The sequence below is a fragment of the bacterium genome (genome assembly GCA_035307765.1).
Taxonomy (GTDB): Bacteria; Sysuimicrobiota; Sysuimicrobiia; order Sysuimicrobiales; family Segetimicrobiaceae; genus Segetimicrobium.
In genome coordinates, this window is the sequence record DATGHU010000008.1 from 1 (window position 1) to 24,649 (window position 24,649).

25 protein-coding genes are annotated in these 24,649 nt (G+C 67.6%); 21 read left to right on the forward strand and 4 right to left on the reverse strand.

The window, feature by feature from the left end:
• The 8 genes from VKV57_03085 to VKV57_03120 all read left to right on the forward strand — a co-directional run.
• Positions 1-661 (forward strand): phosphopentomutase (locus VKV57_03085; protein ID HLW58891.1); only part of this gene is annotated, 661 nt, incomplete at its 5' end.
• Positions 658-1,476, forward strand: a complete 819-nt coding sequence (locus tag VKV57_03090) for a purine-nucleoside phosphorylase (GenBank protein ID HLW58892.1) — start codon at positions 658-660, stop codon at positions 1,474-1,476. The genes VKV57_03085 and VKV57_03090, both read left to right, overlap by 4 nt.
• A gap of 8 nt (positions 1,477-1,484) precedes the next feature.
• Positions 1,485-2,789: a thymidine phosphorylase gene (locus VKV57_03095; GenBank protein ID HLW58893.1), complete on the forward strand. Its 1,305-nt coding sequence runs from the start codon at positions 1,485-1,487 to the stop codon at positions 2,787-2,789.
• Positions 2,790-2,855: 66 nt separating this feature from the next.
• Complete coding sequence (locus VKV57_03100; protein ID HLW58894.1) at positions 2,856-3,713, forward strand: 3-hydroxybutyryl-CoA dehydrogenase; 858 nt, start codon at positions 2,856-2,858, stop codon at positions 3,711-3,713.
• A gap of 110 nt (positions 3,714-3,823) precedes the next feature.
• Positions 3,824-4,987, forward strand: coding sequence for an acyl-CoA dehydrogenase (locus VKV57_03105; protein ID HLW58895.1), 1,164 nt, complete (start codon positions 3,824-3,826; stop codon positions 4,985-4,987).
• A 61-nt stretch (positions 4,988-5,048) separates the two neighbouring features.
• Positions 5,049-5,834, forward strand: a complete 786-nt coding sequence (locus VKV57_03110; protein HLW58896.1) for an electron transfer flavoprotein subunit beta/FixA family protein — start codon at positions 5,049-5,051, stop codon at positions 5,832-5,834.
• A gap of 14 nt (positions 5,835-5,848) precedes the next feature.
• The gene (locus VKV57_03115; GenBank protein ID HLW58897.1) at positions 5,849-6,847 is read left to right on the forward strand and encodes an electron transfer flavoprotein subunit alpha/FixB family protein; all 999 of its coding nucleotides are present in this window, start codon (positions 5,849-5,851) and stop codon (positions 6,845-6,847) included.
• Complete coding sequence (locus VKV57_03120) at positions 6,840-8,516, forward strand: methylmalonyl-CoA mutase family protein (protein HLW58898.1); 1,677 nt, start codon at positions 6,840-6,842, stop codon at positions 8,514-8,516. Before VKV57_03115 ends, VKV57_03120 begins: the two co-directional genes overlap by 8 nt.
• Here the strand turns inward: VKV57_03120 and VKV57_03125 are convergent.
• Entirely contained in the window at positions 8,483-9,301 is an 819-nt protein-coding gene (locus tag VKV57_03125; GenBank protein ID HLW58899.1) for a helix-turn-helix transcriptional regulator, read from the reverse strand. The two genes, VKV57_03120 and VKV57_03125, sit on opposite strands and share 34 nt — an antisense overlap.
• Here VKV57_03125 and VKV57_03130 point away from each other — a divergent pair.
• The 3 genes from VKV57_03130 (at position 9,252) to VKV57_03140 (ending at position 13,040) form a co-directional block, all read left to right on the forward strand.
• Positions 9,252-10,787 carry an AMIN domain-containing protein gene (locus tag VKV57_03130; GenBank protein HLW58900.1) on the forward strand — a complete coding sequence of 512 codons (1,536 nt, stop codon included), beginning with the start codon at positions 9,252-9,254 and terminating at the stop codon, positions 10,785-10,787. The genes VKV57_03125 and VKV57_03130 overlap by 50 nt on opposite strands.
• Before the next feature lie 91 nt (positions 10,788-10,878).
• Positions 10,879-12,117 (forward strand): 5-aminolevulinate synthase, encoded by a 1,239-nt coding sequence (gene hemA / locus VKV57_03135; GenBank protein ID HLW58901.1) that lies wholly within the window; start codon positions 10,879-10,881, stop codon positions 12,115-12,117.
• Positions 12,114-13,040: a dihydrodipicolinate synthase family protein gene (locus tag VKV57_03140; GenBank protein HLW58902.1), complete on the forward strand. Its 927-nt coding sequence runs from the start codon at positions 12,114-12,116 to the stop codon at positions 13,038-13,040. Before hemA ends, VKV57_03140 begins: the two co-directional genes overlap by 4 nt.
• An 8-nt stretch (positions 13,041-13,048) precedes the next feature.
• On the opposite strand, the gene VKV57_03145 is transcribed toward VKV57_03140, so the two are convergent.
• Entirely contained in the window at positions 13,049-14,086 is a 1,038-nt protein-coding gene (locus VKV57_03145; GenBank protein ID HLW58903.1) for a DinB family protein, read from the reverse strand.
• A gap of 167 nt (positions 14,087-14,253) precedes the next feature.
• On the opposite strand from VKV57_03145, the gene VKV57_03150 reads away from it, so the two are divergent.
• Positions 14,254-15,144, forward strand: a complete 891-nt coding sequence (locus tag VKV57_03150) for a radical SAM protein (GenBank protein HLW58904.1) — start codon at positions 14,254-14,256, stop codon at positions 15,142-15,144.
• Positions 15,145-15,146: 2 nt separating this feature from the next.
• On the opposite strand, the gene VKV57_03155 is transcribed toward VKV57_03150, so the two are convergent.
• Positions 15,147-15,767: a LysE family transporter gene (locus VKV57_03155; GenBank protein ID HLW58905.1), complete on the reverse strand. Its 621-nt coding sequence runs from the start codon at positions 15,765-15,767 to the stop codon at positions 15,147-15,149.
• A 292-nt stretch (positions 15,768-16,059) separates the two neighbouring features.
• Here VKV57_03155 and VKV57_03160 point away from each other — a divergent pair, with 292 nt between their 5' ends.
• From VKV57_03160 to VKV57_03175, 4 genes are read left to right on the forward strand one after another with little or no spacing between them, the layout of a single operon-like run.
• Entirely contained in the window at positions 16,060-16,473 is a 414-nt protein-coding gene (locus VKV57_03160; GenBank protein ID HLW58906.1) for a cobalamin B12-binding domain-containing protein, read from the forward strand.
• A complete protein-coding gene (locus VKV57_03165) occupies positions 16,470-16,670 on the forward strand; it encodes a MoaD/ThiS family protein (protein HLW58907.1) in 201 nt (66 codons plus the stop codon). Before VKV57_03160 ends, VKV57_03165 begins: the two co-directional genes overlap by 4 nt.
• The gene (locus tag VKV57_03170) at positions 16,670-17,704 is read left to right on the forward strand and encodes an ATP-binding protein (GenBank protein ID HLW58908.1); all 1,035 of its coding nucleotides are present in this window, start codon (positions 16,670-16,672) and stop codon (positions 17,702-17,704) included. Before VKV57_03165 ends, VKV57_03170 begins: the two co-directional genes overlap by 1 nt.
• 14 nt (positions 17,705-17,718) lie before the next feature.
• Entirely contained in the window at positions 17,719-18,582 is an 864-nt protein-coding gene (locus VKV57_03175; protein ID HLW58909.1) for a tRNA (adenine-N1)-methyltransferase, read from the forward strand.
• A gap of 5 nt (positions 18,583-18,587) precedes the next feature.
• Here VKV57_03175 and VKV57_03180 read toward each other — a convergent pair whose 3' ends face one another.
• Positions 18,588-19,766, reverse strand: a complete 1,179-nt coding sequence (locus VKV57_03180) for an acetyl-CoA C-acetyltransferase (protein ID HLW58910.1) — start codon at positions 19,764-19,766, stop codon at positions 18,588-18,590.
• Between the two features lie 162 nt (positions 19,767-19,928).
• Between VKV57_03180 and lysA the strand changes: the two genes are divergently transcribed.
• The 5 genes from lysA (at position 19,929) to VKV57_03205 (ending at position 24,648) form a co-directional block, all read left to right on the forward strand.
• Complete coding sequence (gene lysA, locus VKV57_03185; GenBank protein ID HLW58911.1) at positions 19,929-21,257, forward strand: diaminopimelate decarboxylase; 1,329 nt, start codon at positions 19,929-19,931, stop codon at positions 21,255-21,257.
• Positions 21,258-21,274: 17 nt separating this feature from the next.
• Positions 21,275-21,883, forward strand: a complete 609-nt coding sequence (locus VKV57_03190; protein ID HLW58912.1) for a site-2 protease family protein — start codon at positions 21,275-21,277, stop codon at positions 21,881-21,883.
• Between the two features lie 149 nt (positions 21,884-22,032).
• Entirely contained in the window at positions 22,033-22,752 is a 720-nt protein-coding gene (locus tag VKV57_03195; GenBank protein ID HLW58913.1) for a segregation/condensation protein A, read from the forward strand.
• Positions 22,749-23,465 (forward strand): SMC-Scp complex subunit ScpB, encoded by a 717-nt coding sequence (scpB, locus tag VKV57_03200; protein ID HLW58914.1) that lies wholly within the window; start codon positions 22,749-22,751, stop codon positions 23,463-23,465. Before VKV57_03195 ends, scpB begins: the two co-directional genes overlap by 4 nt.
• Positions 23,428-24,648: a D-alanyl-D-alanine carboxypeptidase family protein gene (locus VKV57_03205; protein ID HLW58915.1), complete on the forward strand. Its 1,221-nt coding sequence runs from the start codon at positions 23,428-23,430 to the stop codon at positions 24,646-24,648. Before scpB ends, VKV57_03205 begins: the two co-directional genes overlap by 38 nt.
• The last annotated feature ends 1 nt before the right edge of the window (position 24,649 follow it).

Sequence of the window (24,649 nt, forward strand, 5' to 3'; positions counted from 1 at the left end):
CGGGGAGTGCCGGATCGCCCGGGAGCTCCTCGCCGGCCCGCACGCCGTGGGGCGGGTGATCGCCCGCCCGTTTGTCGGCGCCCCCGGGCGGTTTGTCCGCACGGACCGCCGGAGGGATTTTTCGCTCGCGCCGCCCGCGCCGACGGTGCTGGACGGCCTGCGCGCCGCCGGCGTGCCGGTCGTGGCGGTCGGCAAGGTGTCGGATCTCTTCGCCGGCCGGGGAATCACCGACGCCGTCCACACCCACGACGACCGGGATGGGGTGGCGCAGACCCTCCGCGCCATGGATACGACCCCCGCCGGGTTGATCTTCACCAACCTGGTGGATCTCGACACCCTCTTCGGCCACCGCAACGATCCACGCGGGTACGGCGACGATCTCGAACGGATCGACGTGGAGATGGCTGCGGTGGCGGCGCGACTCGGCCCGAGCGATCTGTTGATCATCACCGCGGATCACGGCAACGACCCGACGAGCGCGAGCACGGATCACAGCCGGGAGTACGTGCCGCTTCTTCTTGCGGGTCCCGGGGTCCACCGCGGGGTGGACGTCGGAACCCGCCGAACCTTCGCGGACGTCGGGGCGACCGTGGCGGCCGCCCTGGACGGGATTCCCCCGGTGGTGGGGACGAGCATGCTGAGCGAGGTGCTGGCGCGGTGAAGGCGGGGACCCCGATCGCGGATGCGGTGGCGGCGATCCGGCGGAGGACGCCGCTCGCTCCCCCGCTTGGGGTGGTGTTCGGCAGCGGGTTGGGCGCTCTCGCCGAGCAGGCCGACGCGGAAGCGGTCCTGCCCTATGCGGAGATCCCCCACTTCCCGGTCCCGACCGCGGCGGGGCATCGGGGCTGCCTCATCCTCGGCCGGCTGGGCGGCCGGCCCTGCGCGCTGATGCAGGGGCGCGTGCATCTCTACGAAGGGTACACCGCCGCCGAGGTGGTACTGCCCGTGCGGGTCCTCGCGGCGCTCGGCGTCCGCACCCTGGTCGTGACCAACGCCGCGGGCGGGATCAACCCGGGCCTGCGGACGGGGGATCTGATGGTGATCACCGACCACATCAACTTCTTCGGGACGAATCCCTTGATCGGGCCGAACGATGAGACCATCGGCCCACGGTTTCCGGATCTCTCCCGCGCCTACGACCCCGCCCTCGTCGCCCTCGCCGCCGAGGTGGCCCGCGCGGCGGGGATGACGATCCACCGGGGAGTGTACATCGGGGTCAGCGGTCCATCGTACGAGACCCCCGCGGAATTGGCGATGATGGCCGGGTGGGGCGCCGACGCGGTCGGGATGTCCACCGTCCCGGAGGTCATCGCCGCCAGGCATGCCGGGATGCGGGTGCTGGGGCTCTCGGCGATCACCAACGCCGCCGCGGACGGGGACGCGGCCACGCACGAGGCCGTGCTCCGGGCCGCCCACGCCCTGGAGCCCCGGTTCGTTCGGCTGGTGCGGGGGATCATCGAGACGCTGCCGGCCTGAGATCCCGAGTGCGCGCCTACGAGCTGATCCAGAGGAAGCGGGACGGGGGCGAACTCTCCGAGGCGGAGATCCGCTGGCTGATCGGGGGGTTCGTCCGCGAGGAGATCCCCGACGCCCAGATGGCGGCATGGCTGATGGCCGTGTATTTTCGCGGGCTGAATGCCGCGGAGACCGCTTCGCTGACACTGGCGATGGTCGACAGCGGCAGGACGCTCGACCTGCGCCGCGTTCGCGGGCGGACCGTGGATAAGCACAGCACCGGAGGGGTGGGGGATAAGACCTCGCTGGTGGTGGTGCCGCTCGTGGCCAGCGCGGGGGTGCGGGTGGCGAAGCTCTCCGGCCGCGGCCTGGGGCATACCGGCGGCACGCTCGACAAGCTGGAGTCGATTCCGGGCTTCCGGATCCAGCTCTCGCCCGATGAGCTGATCGACCAGGTGAACCGGGTCGGCTGCGCGATCGTGAGCCAATCGCAGGACCTGGTGCCGGCCGACAAGCGGCTGTACGCGCTCCGCGACATCACGGCGACCGTGGGCAGCGTCCCGCTGATCGCCAGCAGCGTCATGAGCAAGAAGATCGCGGCCGGCAGCGAGGCGATCGTCCTCGACGTCAAGGCCGGCAGCGGCGCGTTCATGAAGACCCCGGAGGCCGCCCGGACTCTCGCCGCCGCCATGGTGGAGATCGGTCGGGCGGCCGGCCGGCGGACCGTGGCCGTGATCACCGCGATGGGTGAGCCGCTCGGCCGCGCGGTCGGCAACGCGCTCGAGGTCGACGAGGCCCTCCGGACGCTCCGGGGCGACGGCCCGCCCGATCTCCAAGATCTGTGCCTGGCCCTGGGGGCACACATGGTCGTACTCGCCGGCCTCGCCGCCGACCACGCCGCCGCCCGTGCCCTCCTTGCCGACCGGCTGCGTCGGGGAGACGCCGGGCGCACGTTTCGGGAGATGGTCGCCGCGCAGGGCGGCGATCCCGGGGTAGTGGATCACCCCGGTCGCCTGCCGTGGGCGCCGATCCAGCGGCCGGCCGCCGCGGAGGTTGAGGGCGTGGTGCTCGCCGTAGACGCGGAGGCGCTGGGGAGCGCGGCGATGATCCTCGGCGCCGGACGGGCGCGGGCGGAGGACCGCATCGACCCGGCGGCGGGTCTGGTGATCGAGCGCAAGATCGGCGAGGCGGTGCGCCGAGGGGAGCCGCTGGCGATGATCCACGGGGCAGCACCGGCGGCGGTGGAGGAGGCGATCCGGCGGGTGCGGGCCGCCTATACGATCGGAGCCGGGATGCCGGTCCGGCCCCCGCTGATCTATGGGGTCGTCTCGTAGCGGGAGAGCGCGGAGCGGTACGGCGGCGGCCCGCGCGCGGGCGCACGGCCCGGGGAGGTGGAGCGGATGTTCAAGCGGGTGGGAGTGATCGGGTGCGGGCTGATGGGCTCGGGCATCGCCGAGGTGTGCGCGCGAGCCGGGTGCCAGGTGGTGGTGCGTGAGGTCTCCGAGGATCTCCTCCGCCGGGGATTGGGCCGGATCGACTCATCGCTGGCCCGGGGGGTCGAGCGGGGGAAGCTCACCGATGCCGATCGCCAGGCCGCCCGAGGCCGCATTCGGGGGACTACGGCGCTCGGGGATCTCGGCGGATGCGAGATCCTGCTCGAGGCGATCATCGAGAAGATGTCGGACAAGATGGCCCTCTACGCGGAACTCGACGCGATCTGCCCCCCGGAGGCCCTTTTCGCGAGCAACACCAGCTCCTTGTCGATTACGGAGATGGCCTCGGTCACCAAGCGGCCCGAGCGCTTCCTGGGCCTTCACTTCTTTAACCCCGTGCCCGTGATGCGGCCGGTGGAGATGGTCCGAGGGTTGCTCACGGCGGAGGAAACGTTGGTGCGGTGCCGGGCCTTCTGCGAGGCTCTGGGGAAAACCGTCGTGGCCTGCAAGGACTACCCGGGGTTTATCGTCAACCTCCTGCTCGTGCCATACCTCCTCGATGCCGTCCGCGCCCTGGAATTGGGCGTCGCCAGCCGGGAGGACATCGACGAGGCCGTCCGCCTCGGCCTCAACCATCCGATGGGACCGCTGACGCTTCTGGACTTCGTGGGGATCGACACGACGTACTATATCGCCGAGGCGATGTTCGAGGAGTTCAAGGACGCCCGATACGCCGCCCCACCCTTGATGCGAAAGATGGTCGTCGCGGGATGCCACGGCCGGAAGAGCGGGAAGGGATTCTACGAGTATGCGAAGCCGTCGTAGGCCGGCCGGCGAGGGGCGGGGCCGTGCACAGATGCAGGCAGCGCTGCTCGGGCGCGGGGCCCCGCAGGAGGCGTTGTCCTGAGAGACGAAGACCCGGCTGAGGTGGTTCGGTGGAATTTGAACTGAACGAGGAGCATCGACTCCTCCAGGACACCGTCCGCGAGTGGGCGACCGTTCGGCTCGGGCCTCTCGCCGCCGAGATGGACCGGACCGGCCGGTATCCGCCGGAGCTCCTCCGCGAACTCGGAGCGCTGGGGCTGATGGGGGTGTTCATCCCCGAGCAGTACGGCGGGGGTGGAATGGACACCGTGTCCTACTGTATTGTGCTCGAGGAGATCGCCCGGGCGGAGGCGGCGCTCGCCGCGGTGCTGTCCGTGAACAACTCGCTGGACTGCTACCCGATCTTTGCGTTCGGGAACGAGCGGCAGAAGCGGACGTATCTCGCCGAGCTCGCCAGCGGCCGAAAGCTCGGGTGCTACTGTCTGACCGAGCCCGCGGCGGGGTCTGACGCCGCGTCGCTTCAGACCAGCGCCCGCGACGCGGGGGATCACTGGGTCCTCAACGGGACCAAGATTTTTGTCACGAACGGTGTGGAGGCCGATCTCCTCATCATCTACGCGCGGACCGAGCCCACCCCCGGCAGCGGGGGGATCAGCGCGTTCATCGCCGAGCGAGCCGATCCGGGGCTGTCGGTCGGCAAGGTGGAGCACAAGCTCGGTATCCGGGCGAGCAGCACCTGCGAGATCGTGCTGGAGGACTGCCGGCTGCCCAAGGACCGACTCCTCGGGGAGCGGGGCAAAGGGTTCCACGTCGCGTTGGCGACCCTCGACGGGGGGCGGATCGGGATCGCGGCACAGGCGCTCGGCATCGCGCGTGCGGCGATGGAGGACTCGGTCGCCTACGCCAAAGAGCGCAAGCAGTTTGGCCGTCCGATCGCGGCGTTCCAGGCGACCCAGTGGAAGATCGCGGACATGGCGACGCGCATTCAGGCGGGCCGATTGCTCGCCTACCGCGCGGCCTGGATTCGGGACCAGGGCCGGCGCCATACCCACGAGGCCGCCATGGCCAAGCTGTTTGCGTCCGAGACCGCGATGTGGGCGGCGACGCAGGCCGTGCAGATCTACGGCGGGTATGGGTATATACAAGATTACCCGGTGGAGCGCCACTTCCGGGACGCGAAGATCACCGAGATCTACGAGGGCACATCGGAGGTCCAGCGGTTGGTCATCGCCCGGCACCTGCTCGGCGCATCGGTACGCACGGGCGCGTCGTAACCGGAAGGAACGAGGGCCTCAGCCGAATGACGACACCGGCCGCCGAAGGAGGAGCACGCTGATGGAGATCGTCGTGTGCGTGAAGCACGTCCCGGACACCGAGGCGGCGATTCGGATCCGACCGGACGGTCACGGGATCGACGAGAGCGGCCTCCCATTCGTCATGAATTACTACGACGAGCACGGGGTGGAAGAGGCGCTGCGGATCAAGGAACGCCTCGGCGGCACCGTCACCCTGATCAGCGCGGGCCCCCCACGGGCCGCTCAAGCGCTGCGCGCGGGGCTGGCGATGGGTGCCGACGCGGCGATCCACCTCGAGGATGCCGCGCTGGAAGGGGCCGACCACGTCGGCGTGGCCAGAGCCCTCGCGGCCGCGATCGGCGCGCAGACATGCGACCTCGTCATCTGCGGTAAGCTGTCAACCGACGACAACGCGGCCGTCGTGGGGCCGGCGCTCGCGGAGTTCCTCGGTTTTCCCCAAGCGACGGCGGTCACGAAGCTCGAACTGGGCGAGGGCGCGGCAACCGCCCATCGTGAGGTGGAGGGGGCGATCGAGGTGCTGCGCGTGGCCCTGCCGGCGGTGATCAGCGTGGAGCGCAGCATCAACGAACCCCGGTATCCGTCGCTTCCCGGGATCATGAAGGCCAAGCGGACGCCCATCACCACCAAGACGCTGGGGGATTTGGGGCTGACGCTCGCCGAGGTCGGCGCGGCGGCGGCCCGCTCCGAGGTGCTGGGGTACGCGTCCCCCCCGAAGCGTCAGGCGGGGCGCGTGCTGGAGGGCGAGCCGGCCGAAGTGGTCCAAGAGCTGGTGCGCCTCCTCCGCGAAGAAGCCAAGGTCCTGTAGCCCGGGGTGCCAGGATGAGCCGCGACGTCTGGGTGCTTGCCGAGTACGCCGGTGATCGCCCGCGCAAGATCACCTACGAGCTCTTGGGGAAGGCCACCGAGCTCGCGCAGACGCTGGGCGGCCAGGTCGTCGCCGTGGTCCTGGGGGCTGGGATCCTGGACTCGGCGGGCAACCTCGGCGCGTACGGGGCGGACGTCGTTCGCGCCGCCGACGATCCGTTGCTCCGGGAGTACACGACGGATGCCTACGCCGCGGTGCTCGAACCCCTGCTGTCGGTGGAGCAACCCTTCCTCCTCTTGATCGGCAGCACCGCCGCGGGTCGCGATCTGGCTCCGCGGCTGGCCGCGCGGTGCGACGCCGGGATCATCACGGACTGCGGGACGATCGAGGTGGTTGACGAGCAGATTGAAGTGACCCGCCCGGTGATGACCCGGAAGGCGATCGCCCGGGTGGCGTTTCGGGGGGAAAGCCTCCGGATCGCGGTCGTGCTGCCCAACGTCTTCACGCCCCCGCAGACGGATGCCGCGCACCTGGCCGAAGTCCTCCCGGTCTCGGTCACGCTGGATCCGGCATCGATCCGCACTCAGGTGCTGGAGGTCAAGGCGATCGCGCGGGAGACGCTGCCGCTCACCGAGGCGGATATCATCGTGTCGGGCGGGCGGGGGCTCCGGGGTCCCGAGAATTTTGGACTCCTCCAGGCACTCGCGCGGGCCCTGGGGGCGGCGGTGGGCTCGAGCCGGCCGCCGGTCGACTCCGGGTGGGTCCCCCACGATTACGAGATCGGCCAGACGGGCAAAACCGTCAACCCACAACTATACATCGCCTGCGGGATTTCCGGGGCCCCGCAGCACTTGGCCGGCATGTCCGGAGCGCGGTACATCGTCGCGATCAACAAAGACCCGCAGGCGCCGATTTTCGGGGTGGCCTCCTACGGCGTGGTGGGGGACCTCTTTCTCGTCGTGCCATTGCTGACCGAAGCGGTGCAGCGGCTCCGCGGCACCCCTCATGGATGACGTCACGCGCAAGCGCATCGCGGCGGCCCGGAAGCGGTGGGAAGAGACGATCCTGCGCGCGAGCTTAGCCCGCCAGCAAGAACGGAGTGAGCACTTTACGACCTTGTCTGACCTCGACGTCGCCCGTGTCTACGGTCCCGAGGACACCGGCGACCAGGACCCCGACCGAGCCCTGGGACTCCCCGGCGACTACCCCTTCACCCGCGGGATCCACCCGACGATGTACCGAGGACGGCTCTGGACGATGCGGATGTTTGCCGGGTACGGCGCGGCCGAGGACACGAACGCCCGGTTTCACTACCTGCTGGGGCAGGGCCAGACCGGGCTCTCGGTCGCCTTCGACATGCCGACCCTGATGGGCTACGACTCCGATCACCCGCGGGCCATGGGGGAGGTGGGTCGGGAGGGGGTGGCGATCGACACCGTCGACGACATGGACGTGCTGCTCCACGACATCCCGCTCGACCGGGTCACCACTTCGATGACGATCAACGCCCCCGCGAACGTGCTCCTGGCGATGTACGTGGCCGTTGCCGAGGCGCGGGGGATCAGCCCCCGCATGATCGGGGGGACGATCCAGAACGACATGCTCAAGGAGTTTATCGCCCAAAAGGAGTGGATCGTCCCGCCGCGGCCGAGCCTGAAGCTGATCCAGGACATTCTCGTGTACGCCACCCGCGAGACCCCGCAGTGGAACACGATCAGCATCAGCGGCTATCACATCCGAGAGGCGGGCGCCACCGCTATCCAGGAACTCGCCTTCACCCTGGCCGACGGGATCGCCTACGTCCAGGCGGGCTGCGAGGCGGGTCTGGACGTCGACGCCTTCGCCCCTCGCCTTTCCTTCTTCTTCGACATCCACAACGATTTCTTTGAGGAGATCGCGAAGCTGCGGGCCGCTCGGCGGATGTGGGCCCGATTCATGCGCGAGCGGTTTCACGCCAAGGCCCCCCGCTCCTGGATGCTCCGCACGCACGCCCAGACCGCGGGGGTGACCCTCACCGCTCAGCAGCCGCTGAACAACGTGGTGCGCACAACGCTCCAGGCCCTCGCCGCCGTCCTCGGCGGCTGCCAGTCCCTGCACACCAACTCGATGGATGAAACCTACGCCCTGCCGACGGAAGAGGCCGTGACGCTGGCCCTCCGGACCCAGCAGGTGATCGCGCACGAGATCGGGGTGGCGGACACCGTGGACCCGCTGGGAGGGGCGTATTTCATCGAGCACCTCACCGGCCGCATGGAAGCGGAGGCGGAGGCGTATATCCAGCGGATCGACGGGATGGGCGGGATGCTCGCAGCGATCGAGCGTGGGTACCCGATGCGGGAGATCGCCGATGCCAGTTACCGATACCAGCAGGAGTTTGAACGCAAGGAACGGATCGTGGTGGGGGTGAACGAGTTCGCCACCCCCGAGGAGCGTCGGATCCCCCTCCTGAAGATCGATCCGGCCGTGGAGCGTCTGCAGGTGGAGCGGTTGACGCACGTCCGTTCGACCCGAGATCAACGCGAGGCGCGCCGGACGCTGGACGCGCTCCGCCGGGTGACCGAGCAGGGCGGGAACACGATGCCCGCGATCGTCGAGGCGGTGAAGGCCCGGGTGACGCTCGGAGAGATCTGTGATGTCTTCCGCGAGGTCTACGGGGAGTACCGCGAGTCCGCGATCCTCTGACCCTCCTGCGCTGGTCCCCCGGGCCCGGCCGGGCGTAGAAGCTGGAACCCCTTACCGAAATTGTGCGGCGCCTGCGGCTTCCCCGTCCGCTGGCGGACGAGTGCCGCCAGAATTCTCTGCGCGAGGCTGCGGCTTGGCCGAGCCTGGCCGTTGACGATCTGGTTAAAGTGCGCGGCGCTCACCCCGACCTTCATCGCAAATGCCGACTGGCTCATGTGCCACTCCCGACACCAGCGTTTCAACAGATCACCTAGGTCATTGGGAGGTTCGACGTGATTTCGCATCGGGCGCGCCTCGCTCGCTGAGTGAACTCTTTCCCCCGAATGATAGGGACGCAGCCGCCCCCCCGCTATGAACACTTTCACAGACGCGTTCCGGCAGCAGGGTACACTCATGGAGGCGATGACCCGCTGACGCCGGAAGGCGCAGGGCGCGGTGCGGATCATCTTAACCACCGAAGGCAAACATACATTCGATCCTCCTTTGGGATCGATCATAGTCAAAAGGAGGATTATCGAATCCCCAATAGAATGACGCCATTCCTTTCTCACCAAACACAGCTTCGCCGAATGCACGTGGGGTTGCTCGAGCATATTGCGCGCTCGATGTGAGGAGGTGGGTTCCATGTGGGGGGGTCTCTCCGATAGTGCTCGCATGATCTGCGCAGTCGTGTGTGCCCTGTTGGTATCGACCGCGCCGTGGATGCCTGGGGAAGCGTTGACGGCGCCGGCTAAGGTGACGGCGATCACGGGGAGCCAAATCGGCGACGAAACCGCGATCACCATCGTCGCAACGCAGCCGGTGCGCTACCGGTTGCGCAACGTACGGTCAGATTGGATTGTCATCGATATTCCGGGAACACAGCTGGGTCGGCCGGCCGGGCAAGTGCCGGTTGTCCGCGGTCTCGTGAAGCGAGTCAGGGTTGGGCAGTTCATGCCCGATATCGTCCGGGTGGTAGTGGAGTTGATCCAACCGGCCGAGTTCCATCTCGCCACTACCTCTAATCGGCAAGCGATCGTCGTGGGCATTCCGTTGGACATCGGTGGGCATTTGGTGGCCCGCGCCCAGGCCGTTGGGTACCAGACCGTCGTCACCCAAACCGATGCCGTAGCGATTGGACCGGAGAACATGACTCCGCAGGGGACGGCGGGACCCGCGAAAACGACGAGCGCTCCCACCACCGGCACGGAGGCCGTAAGCTCCCAGGGGCTGGCGGGACCGGTGAGGACGACCAGCGCCGCTCCCACGGGCGCGGAGGCCGCGAGCCCCCAGGGGCCGGTGGCGTCCGTGAAGACGGTCAGCCCCTCTACCGTGGGGACGGGGACCCCGAACTCCCCGGCGCCCGCCGCGTCGGTAAAGTCGACCAGCCCCTCCACGGCGGGGACGGAGGCCGTGACCCCTCAGGGGCCGACGGCACCCGTGAAGACGGTCAGCCCCTCTACCGTGGGGACGGGGACCCCGAGTTCCCCGGCGCCCGCCGCGCCGGTGAAGACGACCAGCCCCTCCACGGCGGGGACGGAGGCCGTGACCCCTCAGGGGCCGACGGCACCCGTGAAGACGGTCAGCCCCTCTACCGTGGGGACGGGGACCCCGAGTTCCCCGGGGCCCGCCGCGCCGGTGAAAACGACCGGTGCCTCCACGGCGGGGACGGTGGCGGCGACCCCCCAGGGACCGGTGGGACCTGAGAAGACGACTGGCCAGTCCGCCGGAGCCGTGGGGACCCCGAGCTCTCAGGCGCCGCCATCTGGAAAAACCGTGAGCGCCCCATCCGTGAACTCCGCGGCCACGGGACCGCAGACGCCTTTGGCTGCGCCGAAGGGGGTGACAAATCCCCAAGCAAAAATTCGGGATGTCACGCCCGGCCGCTATATCGGACCCGCAAGGTTGGGGATGAACGTCCAAGATCTTGTCGCCGCCATCGGGCCGAGCGCGAGTACCGATCATCTCCCCGACGGCACCACCGTCTATCGCTGGTTCAAGGCGCCAAAAAATGCGGGGATTGGCGTGCGCGTATCGGCGGACGGGATCATCTACCGGGTTTGGATCCTCAATGATGCTGGCTACGCCACCACCCAGCGACTCCACGCGGGCAGCACGGAAGCCGAGATACGGGCCGCGTTGGGTGAGCCGTCGCAGTCGTTCATCAATACGGACCAGAAACTCAAGACGTTGACGTACGGGGCGCTCGGGATCTGGTTTAGCATTCAACTTGACGACCGGTATCTCTTTTACAACACCGCATTCGAAATCGGGGTCATGCAGCCCCGATAACCGCAGGGGGAGATCGCGCGCAGGACTGGCGCGTGGTGGCTCCACAGGATACAGTAGAAGGAGGTGCGGTTTCAGTTAAGCGAGGGCGGTCATGGACTACGCGCAAGTGTTTGGCGATACGATCGCACAATTGAGGGCGGACGGGCGCTATCGGATTTTCGCCGACCTCGAGCGGGTGCGCGGGGGCTTCCCACGCGCGGTCTGGCACAGCCCGGAAGGCCCGGTGGAAGTCACGGTGTGGTGCTCCAATGACTACCTCGGGATGGGCCAGCACCCCGCGGTCCTCGAGGCCATGGCCGAGGCCCTCCAGCGTTGTGGTGCGGGCGCGGGGGGAACGCGAAACATTTCCGGCACCAGCCACTATCACGTGCTTTTGGAGCGCGAGATTGCGAGCCTCCACGGCAAAGACGCCGCGTTGTTATTTTCCTCCGGCTACAACGCGAACGAAGCGGCCATCAGCGCGATCGCCCGGTTGCTCCCGGGCTGCGCGATTTTCTCCGACCAACACAACCACGCCTCGATGATTGAGGGGATCCGTCACGGCGCCGCCGAGAAGCGGATCTTCAAACACAACGATCCAGAAGACCTTGATCGCCTCCTCGGTTCGACCGGTCCCGCGCGGGCTAAACTCGTGTGCTTCGAATCCGTGTACTCGATGGACGGGGATATCGCGCCGATCCGCGAGATCTGCGCCGTCGCCGAGCGCCACGGGGCGATGACCTATCTCGACGAGGTCCACGCGGTGGGGCTCTACGGTCCGCACGGAGCAGGGGTTGCCGAGCGCGACGACGTGCAGCATCGCATCACCGTCATTCAAGGCACCCTAGCCAAGGGGTTTGGGGTCGCCGGGGGGTACATTGCCGGCCCCGCGGGGTTGGTGGATTGCGTCAGAAGCATTGCGCCGGGATTCATTTTCACCACTGCGATTCCGCCCGTCATTGCGGCCGGCGCGTTGGCGAGCGTGCGGCATCTCAGGCGCAGCCACGTGGAGCGTGAGCGGCACCAGGCCCGCGTCGCGTGGCTGAAGGGCCTTCTCAGGCGTGCCAGACTGCCCGCCGTGGAGACGGCGAGCCACATCGTGCCGGTCACGGTGGGCGATGCGGTGTTGTGCAAGCACGCGTCGGATGAACTTCTTGCGCGGCACCGCATCTACATCCAACCGATCAATTACCCTACGGTGCCCCGGGGGACCGAACGGCTACGGATCACCCCCACGCCGCTGCACGACGATCACGAGGCGGAGCGGCTCGTTGCCGCGCTCCAAGACGTATGGACGCGTCTGCGGCTTCCCCGTCCGCCCCTCGTCCATTCGGAAGGGCGGAGCGGATGACCCCTCGGGGAACGGAGGCCTTCCACGGAATCTTTCCGTACTTGGTGTCTCCGCTCGACGAGCACGGGCGGGTGCGGACACGAGTCCTTCACGATCTCGTCGAGCACCTGATCGAGGAGGGTGTCCACGGATTGAGTCCACTCGGAAGCACGGGGGAATTTCCATACCTCACCCCGGAGCAGCGGGTCGAGGTCGTGCGCACGGTGGTGGGTACGGCCGGTGGGCGGGTCCCGGTAGTGCCGGGGGTGGCCGCCCACGCCACGGGCGACGCCATCCAGCAAATCCGGGTCATGCTGGAATGCGGAGTCGACGGGATCATCCTCATTCTGCAAAGCTATTTTCCGTTGAGCCGGTCCGCGGTGGAGGGCTTCTACGCCGATGTCGCCCAGGCGGTCCCGTGCCCGATCGTCCTCTACTCCAATCCCCGCTACCTGGGAGTGGATTTGACGCCCGATCAGATCGGCGCCCTCAGCGAGATCCCCAACATCAAATACGCCAAGGACGCCTCGGGGGAGACCGGCCGCATCCTCTCGATTCTCGCGCGGGTGGGGGATCGGCTCAGGGTGTTCAGCGCCTCCGCGCACATCCCGCTGCTCGTCATGCAACTCGGCGGGGTGGGGTGGATGGCCGGCCCGGCGTGTTTAGTCCCGCGGGCATCCGTCGCTCTGTACCGCCTGGCGGTGGAGGGTCGTTGGTCGGAAGGGCTCGAACTCCAACGGCGGCTGTGGACGATCAACGAACTCTTCCAGAAATACTCGCTGGCCGCGTGCGTCAAGGCCGGCCTTCAGGTGCAGGGGTTTGATGTGGGGGACCCGATCGCTCCGCAGTCCCGGCTCCCCGCGGCGGGCCATGATGAGATCCGCCAGGCGCTGCGGGTGATTGCCGGCGACACCTTTCTGCGGACGATCGTGAATCGCGGGTAGACGGAGGCTTAGATCTCGGGGGGAGTCCTTCCGGCCATCCGCATCCGCAGAAACACCTGGGCCCGGTGATGGACGGTGTGCTCCCGCGCATACCAGAGGACGTGGTGGACGCTTTCACCCCCAAATGGGGTCTCGAGGGTCTTGGAAAGATCGGCAACCTCGAGCGACCCGAGGATTGTTCCGGTCGCCGCCTGAATCGCCTCGAGGACCTCAACCAGCGCGGCGGCGGTGGGGAAGTGCGGTCCCACCTGCTTCGCGACCTGGGACACCTCTAACTTCCAGCCGTCCCCCGGAAGCCGACCGTGGGAGGGGGTCCTCCGACCTCCGACGCACTGGCCCACGAGAAAATCTTCGGTCATGACGGTGTGTAGGATCAGGTCGTGAATCGTGGGCAACCCGGGGCTTGGGGCAACGGCCAGGTCCGCGTCGGGGAGGGTGCTGACCGCGCGCTTCAGCACGGTGTTCACCTGTTTCCAAAACGGGACGATGTCCGAAATCGTTACCTCCGGCTTGTCCCAGTGAGCGGCCGGTGTCTGTCCCATCACCGGGCGCGGCCATATCTTGGGGGGGCGGTGTCCCAACATCCTGATCCGCGTGATGATTTGAGCGCGATGGTGTTGATCGTGCTCGACCAGATGCCAGAGGATCCACCGCAGTGTGTTGTCCTCACCCCAGGTCGACCGCCGCTTGAGGCAGAGATCGGCCGCGTCGAGCTCGGCCATGAACGCGTCGACCGGGACGTGCGCGGTCCGAAGGCCCTCGACGATCGATTGCACCGATGGGAAACGCCGCCGCCGCTCCTCACGCTTCTGCTCGTCGGTGAACCGGGTCCAGTCGTCGGGGCGCCACTCCCCGTATGGCCTTCCTTCGATGCCGCCGTACCACCAATATTCCTCAACCGTGATCGCGTGCCGCAACATCTCGCCAACAGGTTGGAGGCCGGGCGCCGGCCGAAACTCCAGCTCCTCATCTGACAGGACGCCGGCCAGCTCGGTCAAGAGGTGTCGATTATCTGCCCAGTACGGGAAGAGCTCCGCCGCCTTCACACGATCCTCCTTAAAGTAGCGGTCCCCTCCGCTGTTGGCCGATGCCCCCATCCCTTCCCGGGTGCGCCGGCGGGATCCTCTCCTGCCCTCGATCGGGGGCGCTCGCTCCCAGTGGGTGGTAATGACGGGTGCTTGAATCGAACGTATGTTCGTATTATGATATGGCCATGAACCTGACCCGTGAACTCGTCGAGACCGAGGTCAAAACGGTTCTCAATCGGGTGACGGGGATGCCGTTCCGCTGGTCAATTAACCCGTACAGGGGATGCTCGCATGCATGCCCCTTCTGCTACGCGAGGCGGACCCACTGGTTCATCGAAGAGGATGGCGTCAATCAGTGGTCGTCCAAGATCTTCGTCAAGGTCAACGCCCCGGACGTCCTGCGGCGTGAACTTAACCGACCGAGCTGGAAGCGGGAGGAGGTGGCCGTGGGCACGGCGACCGACCCCTATCAGGCGATCGAGAGCCAGTACCGTCTCACCAGGGCGATTCTCGAGGCGCTGCGGGACTTCCGCACCCCGGTCGGCATCATCACCCGGTCTCCCCTCATCCTGCGGGATATCGATCTGTTGACCGCGATGGCTCGGCTGGCCGACGTCAGGGTTTGCATCAGCGTGGCCACGACCGACGCGGGGCTGGCCCGGCAGATCGAGCCCACGGTGGCCTCGCCCGCTCGACGCTTGAGCGCCGTCCACGCCCTCGCCTCGCGCGGGATCCGGACGGGGGTCTTGCTCGCGCCGATCCTTCCGGGTCTCACCGATGGGCGCGAGAGTCTCGCCGGCGTGATCCGGGCCGCCCGCGATGCGGGCGCCGCGTTCGTCGGGCACGGCGTGCTCCACTTGGGCGAGGTGACGAAGGACGCGTTTGTCCGGTTCCTCAGCCAGCGCTACCCGGCGCTGCTGCCCCTCTACCGGCGGTTGTACCCCCGACGGTACGCGCCGGCAGGATACCAGCGGCGGGTGGCGCAGGTGGTCGCGGCTGAGAAAGCGCGGGTACGCCTGCTGGAGTCCCGCCATCTCCACCCCCCGGCGGCCGCCCGGCAGCTCGGGTTGTTCTGATCTTACCGAGCGGCCGCGGCGATCGCCGCCAGCCCGAATGCGGTGATGATCGCCCCCGAAACCCGATTCACCCACCGCATCCCCTTTTGGTCGAATCGAACCCGGAGCAGACTCGTCAAGCCGCTCAGCACGGCCCACCACACGGCAGACCCCAAGAACACCCCCACGACCAACAAGACGGCGGTCCGGTAGCCGCCGCCGGTCGTCCCGAGTCCCAGTCCTGCGAAGACCGCGGCGAAACTCAGGATCGTCATGGGGTTTGTCAGGGTCAAGAATAAGGTCGAGGTGTAGGCGGCGAGCAGGCGCGGATCGACGACTCCGGCCGCCGGCTGGGTCGCCGGTCGCGCCACAAAGGTCCTAGAGCCGAGGAAGATCAGAAAGGCCCCGCCCACCACGCGCAACCAGAGTTGGTGACCGACGAGGAACGCCGCGATCGAGGTCAACCCGAACGCGGCAACCAGCCCGTAGGTCCCGTCCGCCGTGGCCGCGCCCAGGCCAGAGACAAACCCGACGACGCGACCCTCGGCCAGTGTTCGACGAATGCAGAGCATGCCGATCGGCCCGACGGGCGCCGCAATTGAGAAGCCGATGACAAGCCCGCGGGAAAAGAAACTGAGCTCCACACAAGTGCTCCTTTGGGTCGTTTCGTTGACAGCATAGCACGGCTGAAGTCACACGGACGGCGGCCGCGCGCGGTCGAAGCAAGCGATCGCGATCTCGGAGGCGTTCGACCCGCCCCTCCGCCTGGACGCCCCCGGATGGCATGCGGGCCGCACATCGGGGGTGACGACGACGTGCGCGGGATGAGGGGCCGGCCGGAGAGGACATCGCCGGAAGATTGGACCATCGCGCTCGGTCGCATAAAATCGGGTCCACGGCTTGCCCCAACCACAGAACTTTGTGATAATGGCCTCGATGGCAGTGGCCAAGATCAGAATCCTGATTGCCAAGCCCGGCCTCGACGGGCATGACCGAGGGGCCAAGGTGGTGGCGCGCGCGCTGCGCGACGCCGGTTATGAGGTCATATACACGGGCCTCCACCAGACTCCTGACATGATCGCCACCGCTGCCATCCAGGAGGATGTGGACGCCATCGGGCTCAGCATCCTGTCGGGCGCGCACAACGTCTTGCTGCCCCGGTTGATGGTGCTCCTGCGGGAGCAGGGGGTGACGGATATTCAGGTGTTTGCGGGCGGTATCATCCCGGACGAAGACCTCGCGGGATTGCAGTCGGCCGGGATCGCCGCGGTGTTCACCCCCGGCACCTCGCTCGAACAGATCGTGACTTGGGTTCGCGAGCACGTGAAACCGCGGGGGGTGACCGCGTGAAGGTGCTGATCCGCCACCAAAAACGCGAGGTCGAGGTCGCCGGTCGCCGTCGGGTCCGCGATGTTTTGGCCGAACTGGGAATCAACCCCGAGACCGTACTGGTGATCCGCGGGACGCAACTCCTCACCCACGACGTCCATCTCGCGGACGACGACCGGATCGAGCTTCGTCCGGTGGTGTCGGGAGGCGGGGCCTGATGCGCTGCCAGAAATGCAAGGGCGAGGCTTCGGTTGAGATCCGCCGTCACCACGCGGCGTTCTGCAACGAGCACTTCGTCGAGTTCTTCGATCGGCAGGTGGAGCGATCGATCGAAGGGGAACGGATGTTCACCCGCGACGACCGGGTGCTCGTCGTGGTCTCAGGGGGAAAGGACAGCCTGGCGCTGTGGGATGTCCTGCGCCGACTGGGATACCAGACCACTGGGCTCTACATCAACCTGGGGATCGGCGAGTACTCCCATGAGTCCCAGCGTAAGGCCGAGGGGTACGCCGCCGGGCAGGGGGCGGAACTGCTGATCGCGGACATTCCCCACGACTACGGGATGAGCGTGGAGGACTTTGCGCGGGCGACGGGCCGGGTCAGCTGTTCGGCGTGTGGTCTGAGCAAGCGCTATCTATTCAATCGGGTGGCGATGGACCGGGGGTTTCCGGTGGTCGCCACCGGGCACAACCTCGACGACGAGGCGGCGGTGCTCCTCGGCAACCTCCTGCACTGGCAAACCGAGTACCTGGCCCGTCAGGCGCCGGTGCTGCAGAGCACCCACCCGCAGTTCGCGAAGAAAGTGAAACCGCTCTACCGAATCGCCGAACGCGAGACCGCCGCGTACGCGGTGATCCGCGGCATCGACTACATCGTCGAGGAGTGTCCCAACAGCGTCGGGGCCAAGAGCCTCCTCTACAAAGACGCGCTCAACCTGCTCGAGCAGGCCGCCCCCGGCACGAAGCAGAGTCTTTACTGGGGGTTTCTGGAACGAGGCCGCCCGCTCGTCGAGGCGCTCGTCAGCCCCTCGCTTCGAGCCTGCATCCACTGCGGTCAACCAACGACCGCCGAAGTGTGCGCTTTCTGCCGCATGACCGAGCGGGCGGCCGAGCGAATGCGGGTGCGACTGGCGTTGGCGTCCTCGACCCCCGGTCCGACGCCGACCCCCGGTGGCGGGACGCCGGCGGGGGAGGACCGGCCGGAAACCCCCGCCCCCCTGGCAGAGGTGGGTCGCCCGGGCCGTCCCGCCTAGGGGATCCCGCCCCCGTGTCATCCGGTCCCCTGAAGGCGGGCGATTCGGTCCTGCTCATCGATCGCCGGCGTCGACGGTACATGATTATGCTGCGCGCGGGTGGTGTCAGCGACCTCCGCGGCGGCAAGGTGGTCCACGATACCCTCCTCGGGGAGGACGAAGGCGGCACGATCGTCTCCAGCCGCGGCGAGCGGTTTCTCGTGGTGCGCCCCACGCTGGCCGAGTTTATCCTCGAGATGCCCCGAGGGGCGCAGGTCATCTACCCCAAGGATCTCGGGGCGATTCTCCTGGCCGCGGACATCTTCCCGGGGGCCCGGGTGCTGGAGGCGGGGACCGGATCGGGGGCGCTGACGATGGCGCTCCTTCGGGCGACGGGACCGCAGGGTCGGGTGACGACCTACGATCTGCGTGAGGAGTTCGCGCGCATCGCCGAACGGAACATCCAGCGGTTCCTGGGCGCCGCCGACTCGCTGGTGCTCCGCCGGCAAGATATCTACACCGGCGTGCTCGCTGAAGACCTTCCCATCGATCGTATCATCCTCGATCTCCCAGAACCGTGGCGGGTGGTGGGACATGCGGCACACGCACTGCCGCCCGGGGGGATCTTCGTCTCGTACGTCCCCACCGTCCCCCAGGTCGTCCAAACGACCGAGACGCTTCGGAACTCAGGGGCGTTCGCGATGATCGAGACGGTCGAGGTGCTGATGCGCCCGTGGAACATCGAGGGACTCAGCGTGCGGCCGGCGCACCGCATGGTGGCGCACACGGGGTTCCTCACCGCGGCTCGCCGGGTCCGCTCGATGGCCGCTGAACGCAACGACATTCCGGAGCCCGATGGACCTGCCGAGGGGGAGGGGGACGACCGCGGCGAGGTCTGATCCCCTCAGTTCCGCTCGACCGCCAGGCTGACGGCTTCGCCACCTCCCAGGCAGACCGCCGCGACGCCCCGCCGAACCTCCCGTGCTTGCATCGCGTACAGCAGTGTCGTGAGGATCCGAGCGCCGCTCGCGCCGATCGGATGACCCAGCGCCACCGCGCCACCATGGACGTTTACCCGTTCCATGTCGAGACCGACATCGCGGGCCACGGCGATGACGACGGCGGCGTAGGCTTCGTTGATTTCGTAGAGATCGACCGCGTCCTTGGTCCAGCCGATCTTGGACAGCAACCGGCGGATCGCCCCCGCCGGGGCGATCGTGAACCACTCCGGCGCGGTCGCGTTCACAGCTTGGCCAACAATCCGCGCAAGGGGTCGCAGCCCCAACCGATCGGCGGCCTCCCTTGAGGCCATCACCACCGCCGCCGCTCCGTCGCTGATCGACGACGCGTTCGCGACCGTGACGGTCCCGCCTTCCTCGAACACGGGGCGGAGTTTCCCGAGCTTTTCCGGGTCAAACCTGCGCGGCTCCTCGTCTTCCTTCACCGTCGTGTGCTCGCCGCGGACGCTGGGGATGTCCACGGGAACGATTTCCTGCCGGAAGTGACCCGACTCCGTTGCCGCGATGGCCCGAGTGTAGGACCGGCGGGCGAATTCATCCTGCTCCGCCCGAGAGATCTTGTACTCGCGGGACAGGAGTTCCGCGCAACTTCCCATGTGCATATCGGTGTAGACGTCCCAAAGGCCATCGGTGATCATCGAGTCAACCAGAGCGCCGTGGCCCATTCGATACCCGGTACGGGCCCGATCGAGTAAATAAGGGGCGGCACTCATATTTTCCATGCCGCCGGCGACGACGATCTCAGCGTCGCCGGCCTGGACGGCCTGCGCCCCCAGCATCACCGCCTTGAGTCCTGACCCGCACATCTTGTTCAGCGTCGTCGCCGGGACCGTATTTGGCAGCCCGGCGTAGAGCGATGCCTGGCGCGCCGGAGCCTGCCCCAATCCTGCGGCGAGGATGATGCCCATATAAACTTCGTCCACCCGCTCCGGGGGAATCCGGGCCCGACGGGTCGCTTCCGCGATGGCCGCGCTGCCCAGCCGAGGTGCGGGAATCGACGAAAGGCCCCCCTGGAACCGGCCGATCGGGGTCCGCGCGGCGCTCAGGATCACGACCTCGCGCATAGCCACCTCCTTCACCGAGGGTACGTTACACGACCCCGGGGGCATTCCCTGTGCGGCGGCTACACGTGGGTCGAATTGACACTCCGCCGCGGCCCATGCTATCTTGGGTGCGGCGCCAGCCTGGTTTGCCGGGCGGGCGCCACGTTGTATGGGAGGATCGACGTGGAGGGCAAATTAGCGGTCGGGCAGGCGGGAGCGCTCCCGCTGGGATTGGCGCAGGCGAACGAGTGGACGGTCGGCGGTGTCAGCGCCCGGCGGCTCGCGCGAGACTTTGGGACGCCGCTGTACGTCATGGACGAGGGCCGACTGCGGGCGAACTGCCGAGCCTACACCGCGGCACTCCGGGAGTCATACCCGCACTCGCAGGCGATCTTCGCGAGCAAAGCCCTGTGCTGCATGGCCACCTGTCGTCTGGCCTACGACGAAGGGCTCTGGGTGGATGCGGTGTCGGTCGGGGAGATCCACACAGCCCTCCGGGCCGGGATCCCCGCCGGCGCGCTGTTGCTCCACGGGAGCAACAAAACGCCCGACGAGCTCCGCGTCGCCCTCCAGGCCGGCGTTGGCCGGATCGTCGTCGACAACCTCTATGACCTCGAGCTCCTAGAGACGCTGACCAGCGAGATGCACCAACCGGTCGATGTGCTCCTGCGGCTCACCCCGGGCATTGAGCCGCATACCCACAAGGCCATCATCACCGGCGGCGTTGACAGCAAGTTTGGCCTCGGCATCGTCGACGGAACCGCGCGGGAAGCGATGCGGCGGGCGCTCGAAATCCCCGGGGTGCGGGTGCGCGGGATCCACTGCCATATCGGGTCTCAAATCATGGAGCTCGACCCGTTCAAGACGGCAGCGGAATCGATGATGGAGTTTGCGATCTGGATGGCCCGGGACGTTCGGGTGCCGGTGGAAGAGCTCGATCTCGGCGGGGGGCTCGGCATTCGGTATCTCCCCACGGACACGCCGCCGCCGATTCGGGACTACGTATCGGCGCTGGCGGCGATCGTCAAGGAACGGGCGCAGGCCGCCGGCATCCCCCTGCCCAGGCTGATGCTCGAGCCGGGGCGATCGATCGTGGGAGACGCGGGCGCCACCCTGTACACGGTGGGAGCGGTGAAGCCGGTCGCCGGGGTCCGCACCTACGTGTCCGTCGACGGAGGCATGTACGAGAACCCGCGTCAGGCGCTGTACCAGGCTCGGTACGAAGCGGCGCTGGCGGAGCGCCTTACCGAACCCCGCAACCAGACGGTGACGATCGCCGGCCGATGCTGCGAATCCGGCGACGTGCTCATCTGGGAAGCCAAGCTGCCGCCACCGCGGTCGGGAGACCTGCTGGCGATCTTCGGCACGGGCGCCTACAACTACGCGATGGCGAGCAACTACAACCGGTATCCGCGGCCCCCGATCGTGTTTGTCCACGATGGTCGGACGCGGGTGGTCGTGGAACGCGAGACCGTTGAGGATCTGCTGGCCAGGGACGTCCCGCCGGCCTGATCAGGAGATCGAGGCGCGTGCTCAGACTGGATCCGCTCGTGCTCGCGTTGCTGCTCCCCGCCGTGCTCCTCGCGGTGACCGTTCATGAGTACGCGCATGCGCTGGTCGCGGACCGGCTGGGAGATCCCACGGCCCGGCAGTTGGGGCGGCTGAGCCTCAATCCCTTGGTCCACCTTGATGTGTTGGGGACGCTGTTCTTCGTGCTGTTCGGGTTTGGGTGGGCGCGTCCCGTGCCCGTGAATCCGCGAAACTTTGCCGACCCCCGGCAGGGAATGCTCCAGGTGGCGCTCGCGGGTCCGCTGGCGAACGTTACGGTCGCGTTCGCGGTCGGCCTGCTCATCCGGGCCCCGGGGGTCATCGATGGGCTCTGGCTCGCCCTTGCCTCAATGCTGGTGAGGATCAATCTCGTGCTCGCGATCTTCAACCTCATTCCGATCCCGCCCCTCGACGGATCGCGGATTCTGACGAGCCTGCTCCCGGTCGATCGGGCGCAGGCGTATGCGCGGATTCAGCCGTACGGCACGGTGTTGCTCCTGTTGCTGCTCTACACCGGAGTGGTGGGGCAGGTGATCTCGCCGGCGATCCGGTGGCTGTACGCAATCTCGACCGGGAGCTTCAGCTTGTGAGCGGGGCCGCCGGGCCGCTGTGACCTCCTCGGGCCGTCCGGCAGCAGGAACGGGCCCGGCGATCGGCGAATACGCGCAAGTAGCAACGGGAGCCACAAACGCAGCAAACGACGCAGCCTTGAACCGAAGCAGCGCCCGGAGGACGGCCCGTGGCCTACCACGTTCAGTGTGAGGGCTTTACCGGCCCCTTGGATCTCCTCGTCAGCCTTGCCTACCGCGGTCAGGTGGATTTCAAAGCCGTCTCGCTCCGCACGATCGCGGAAGGGTACGTGGAGCGCGCCCGCGAGACCCTCGACCTCGAGGAAGCCACGGAGGTGCTGGTCCACCTCGCGGTGCTCGCCGACCTGAAAGTCCGCACCCTCGTCCCGCATGCCCCACCCGCAGAGGCCCCCGCGGAAGAAACCGAGGTCCCATCCGACCTTCGAGATCGCCTGGGGGCTCAGATGGCCGAGTATCTCAAATTCCGCGAGGCGGCACACGCTCTGCGGGTCCTCGAAGAGATTCAGAGCCAGGTTTTTGTCCGCTCGGCCGATGCGCCGGACCCGCACGGCGAGGTATTGGTCGAGGGGGTAACCCTCCAGGATCTCTTCGCCGCCTTCGCGCAGGTCCTGCGGCGGGCGCGCGAAGCGCCCCGGCAGATCCCGGGCGAAGAGTTCACCGTCGAGGGGAAGATGGAAGCCCTGCTCGGCGTCCTCCGGCAGGAACCGGCCGGGGTGACGTTTGAGGCATTGTTTCTGGCCAGCGCCAGCCGGCTCGAGATCATCGTGACCTTCCTGGCGATGTTGGAACTGATCAAGCAGCGGCGCATCCGCGTCCGGCAGCCCAAGGTCTTTGGAAATATTCTGGTGATGCTGGTCGAGGCGTCATGAGCGAGAGGCCCGTGCGGATCGGAGGCACGCGTGCGGGAAGTCAGGCCGGTGAATCCGGCCGGGACTCGGTCGTGGGCAACGGATCGGCGGGGACCGGCGGGGCGACCGTCGCGTCGGGGGCCCGGCAAGCGGCTGGTCTCGGCGGGCCGGGCGCTGAATCGACGGGGAATGGGGAAGGTACTACAGATGTGCGAAACGCCATCGAGTGCCTCCTCTTGGCTCGGGGCGGTCCGGTTCGCCTCGAGGAGATGCGAAAGGTGTTGGAACTCAGCGAAGCCGAGCTCCTGGCCACCTTGGCGGCCCTGCAGGTCGAGTACGAGGGGCGAGGTCTTCAGATTCAGGAGGTGGCACAGGGGTATCAGCTGTGCACCCGCCCCGAGTACGGCGGGTATGTCCAGCGGTTGCTTCGCCTCGGCGAACTCGAGCCGCTGACCCGCGCCACGCTGGATGTCTTGGCGATCGTCGCCTACCGCCAGCCGGTGACGCGGGCGGAGGTGGACGTCATCCGCGGCGTTCAGTCGACGCACCATCTGGTCAAGCTGCAGGATCGGCGGCTGGTCCGGGAGGTAGGGCGGCGCCCGGGCCCGGGGCGGCCGATTCTGTACGGGACCACCGACGGATTCCTTCGATACTTCGGCCTCAAAGACTTGGGCGCACTCCCCAAAATCGGCAATCATGAGCTGTCGGACGCACTGGTTCCGCCGGGTCCCTAAGGCCCCGGCGCGCTCGTGGGGGTGGGGCATTCTCATCCCCCTGGTGGCGTTCGCGCCGACGTGGGCGGGGGTGCCGTCCCGCGGGCCGGGGGTTGAGCCGCGTCGAGCCAGTGAGGTCGTTCCGGTAAACATCACCGCCACCGCCGCAATCCTGATAGACGCGAGGTCCGGTCAGGTTCTCTACAGCCGCAACCCCCATCTGCGGTGGCCCCCTGCCAGCACGACCAAAATCATGACCGCGCTCGTGGCGCTGGAGCATGCGCACCTCGACACCCTGATCGAGATCAGCCCAGAGGTGGCGCATTTCCGAGAGGGGTCGGTCGTGGGCCTGCCCGCAGGGGCAAAGATCTCGCTGCACGATTTGCTCTACGCCCTCCTGTTGCCATCGGGGAACGACGTCGCGCTCGCCGTGGCGGAAGGCGTGTCCGGCTCGGTGCCGGCCTTCGTGGATCTGATGAACGATCGCGCCAAGGAACTCGGCGCCGTGCAGACGCATTTCACCTCCCCGCACGGATTGTTCGATCGGGAGCACTACACCACCGCCTACGACCTCGCGCTGATTGCCGACGCGGCGATGCAGGACCCCGTGTTCCGCGAGATCGTGCATACGCGGCGCTGGACATTTTCGGTGCCCGGTTACCGTGCGCGCTGGCTGTTCAACCACAACCGGCTGTTGAGCCGGTATCCGGGCGCGGACGGGGTGAAAACGGGTTACGTCCACCAGTCCGGGCAGACGCTGGTTGCCTCGGCCACGCGAAACGGATGGCGGCTCATCGCCGTGCTCCTTCACAGCCGGGACGAATGGGGCGATGCGGCACGCCTGCTCACCTACGGGTTCACCCACTATCGTTCCACGGAGGTCGCGTCGGTCGGTGAGCCCCTGGCGGTTGTGCAGCTTTCCGCGGGGGGTGCGCTGCTGACCGGAGTGGTGCCCCAACCCGAGTACGCGGCACTGCTTCCGGGCGATGTGGTCCGGCGCCAGGTCAGACTGGATCCGCGCGTGAACCTGCCGATCCGCCGCCGCGCCAGGGTGGGACAGGTCGATTTCTACGCGTCGGGAAGACTGCTGCGCTCCGCTCCACTGGTGGCGGCAGAAGATGTCACGGCCCCCACGGGGTGGCCCGGATTGATGTCGTGGTTCGGCCGCGTCGTGTCGGATTTGTCCGCCGTTTCGCGCCTGTAGC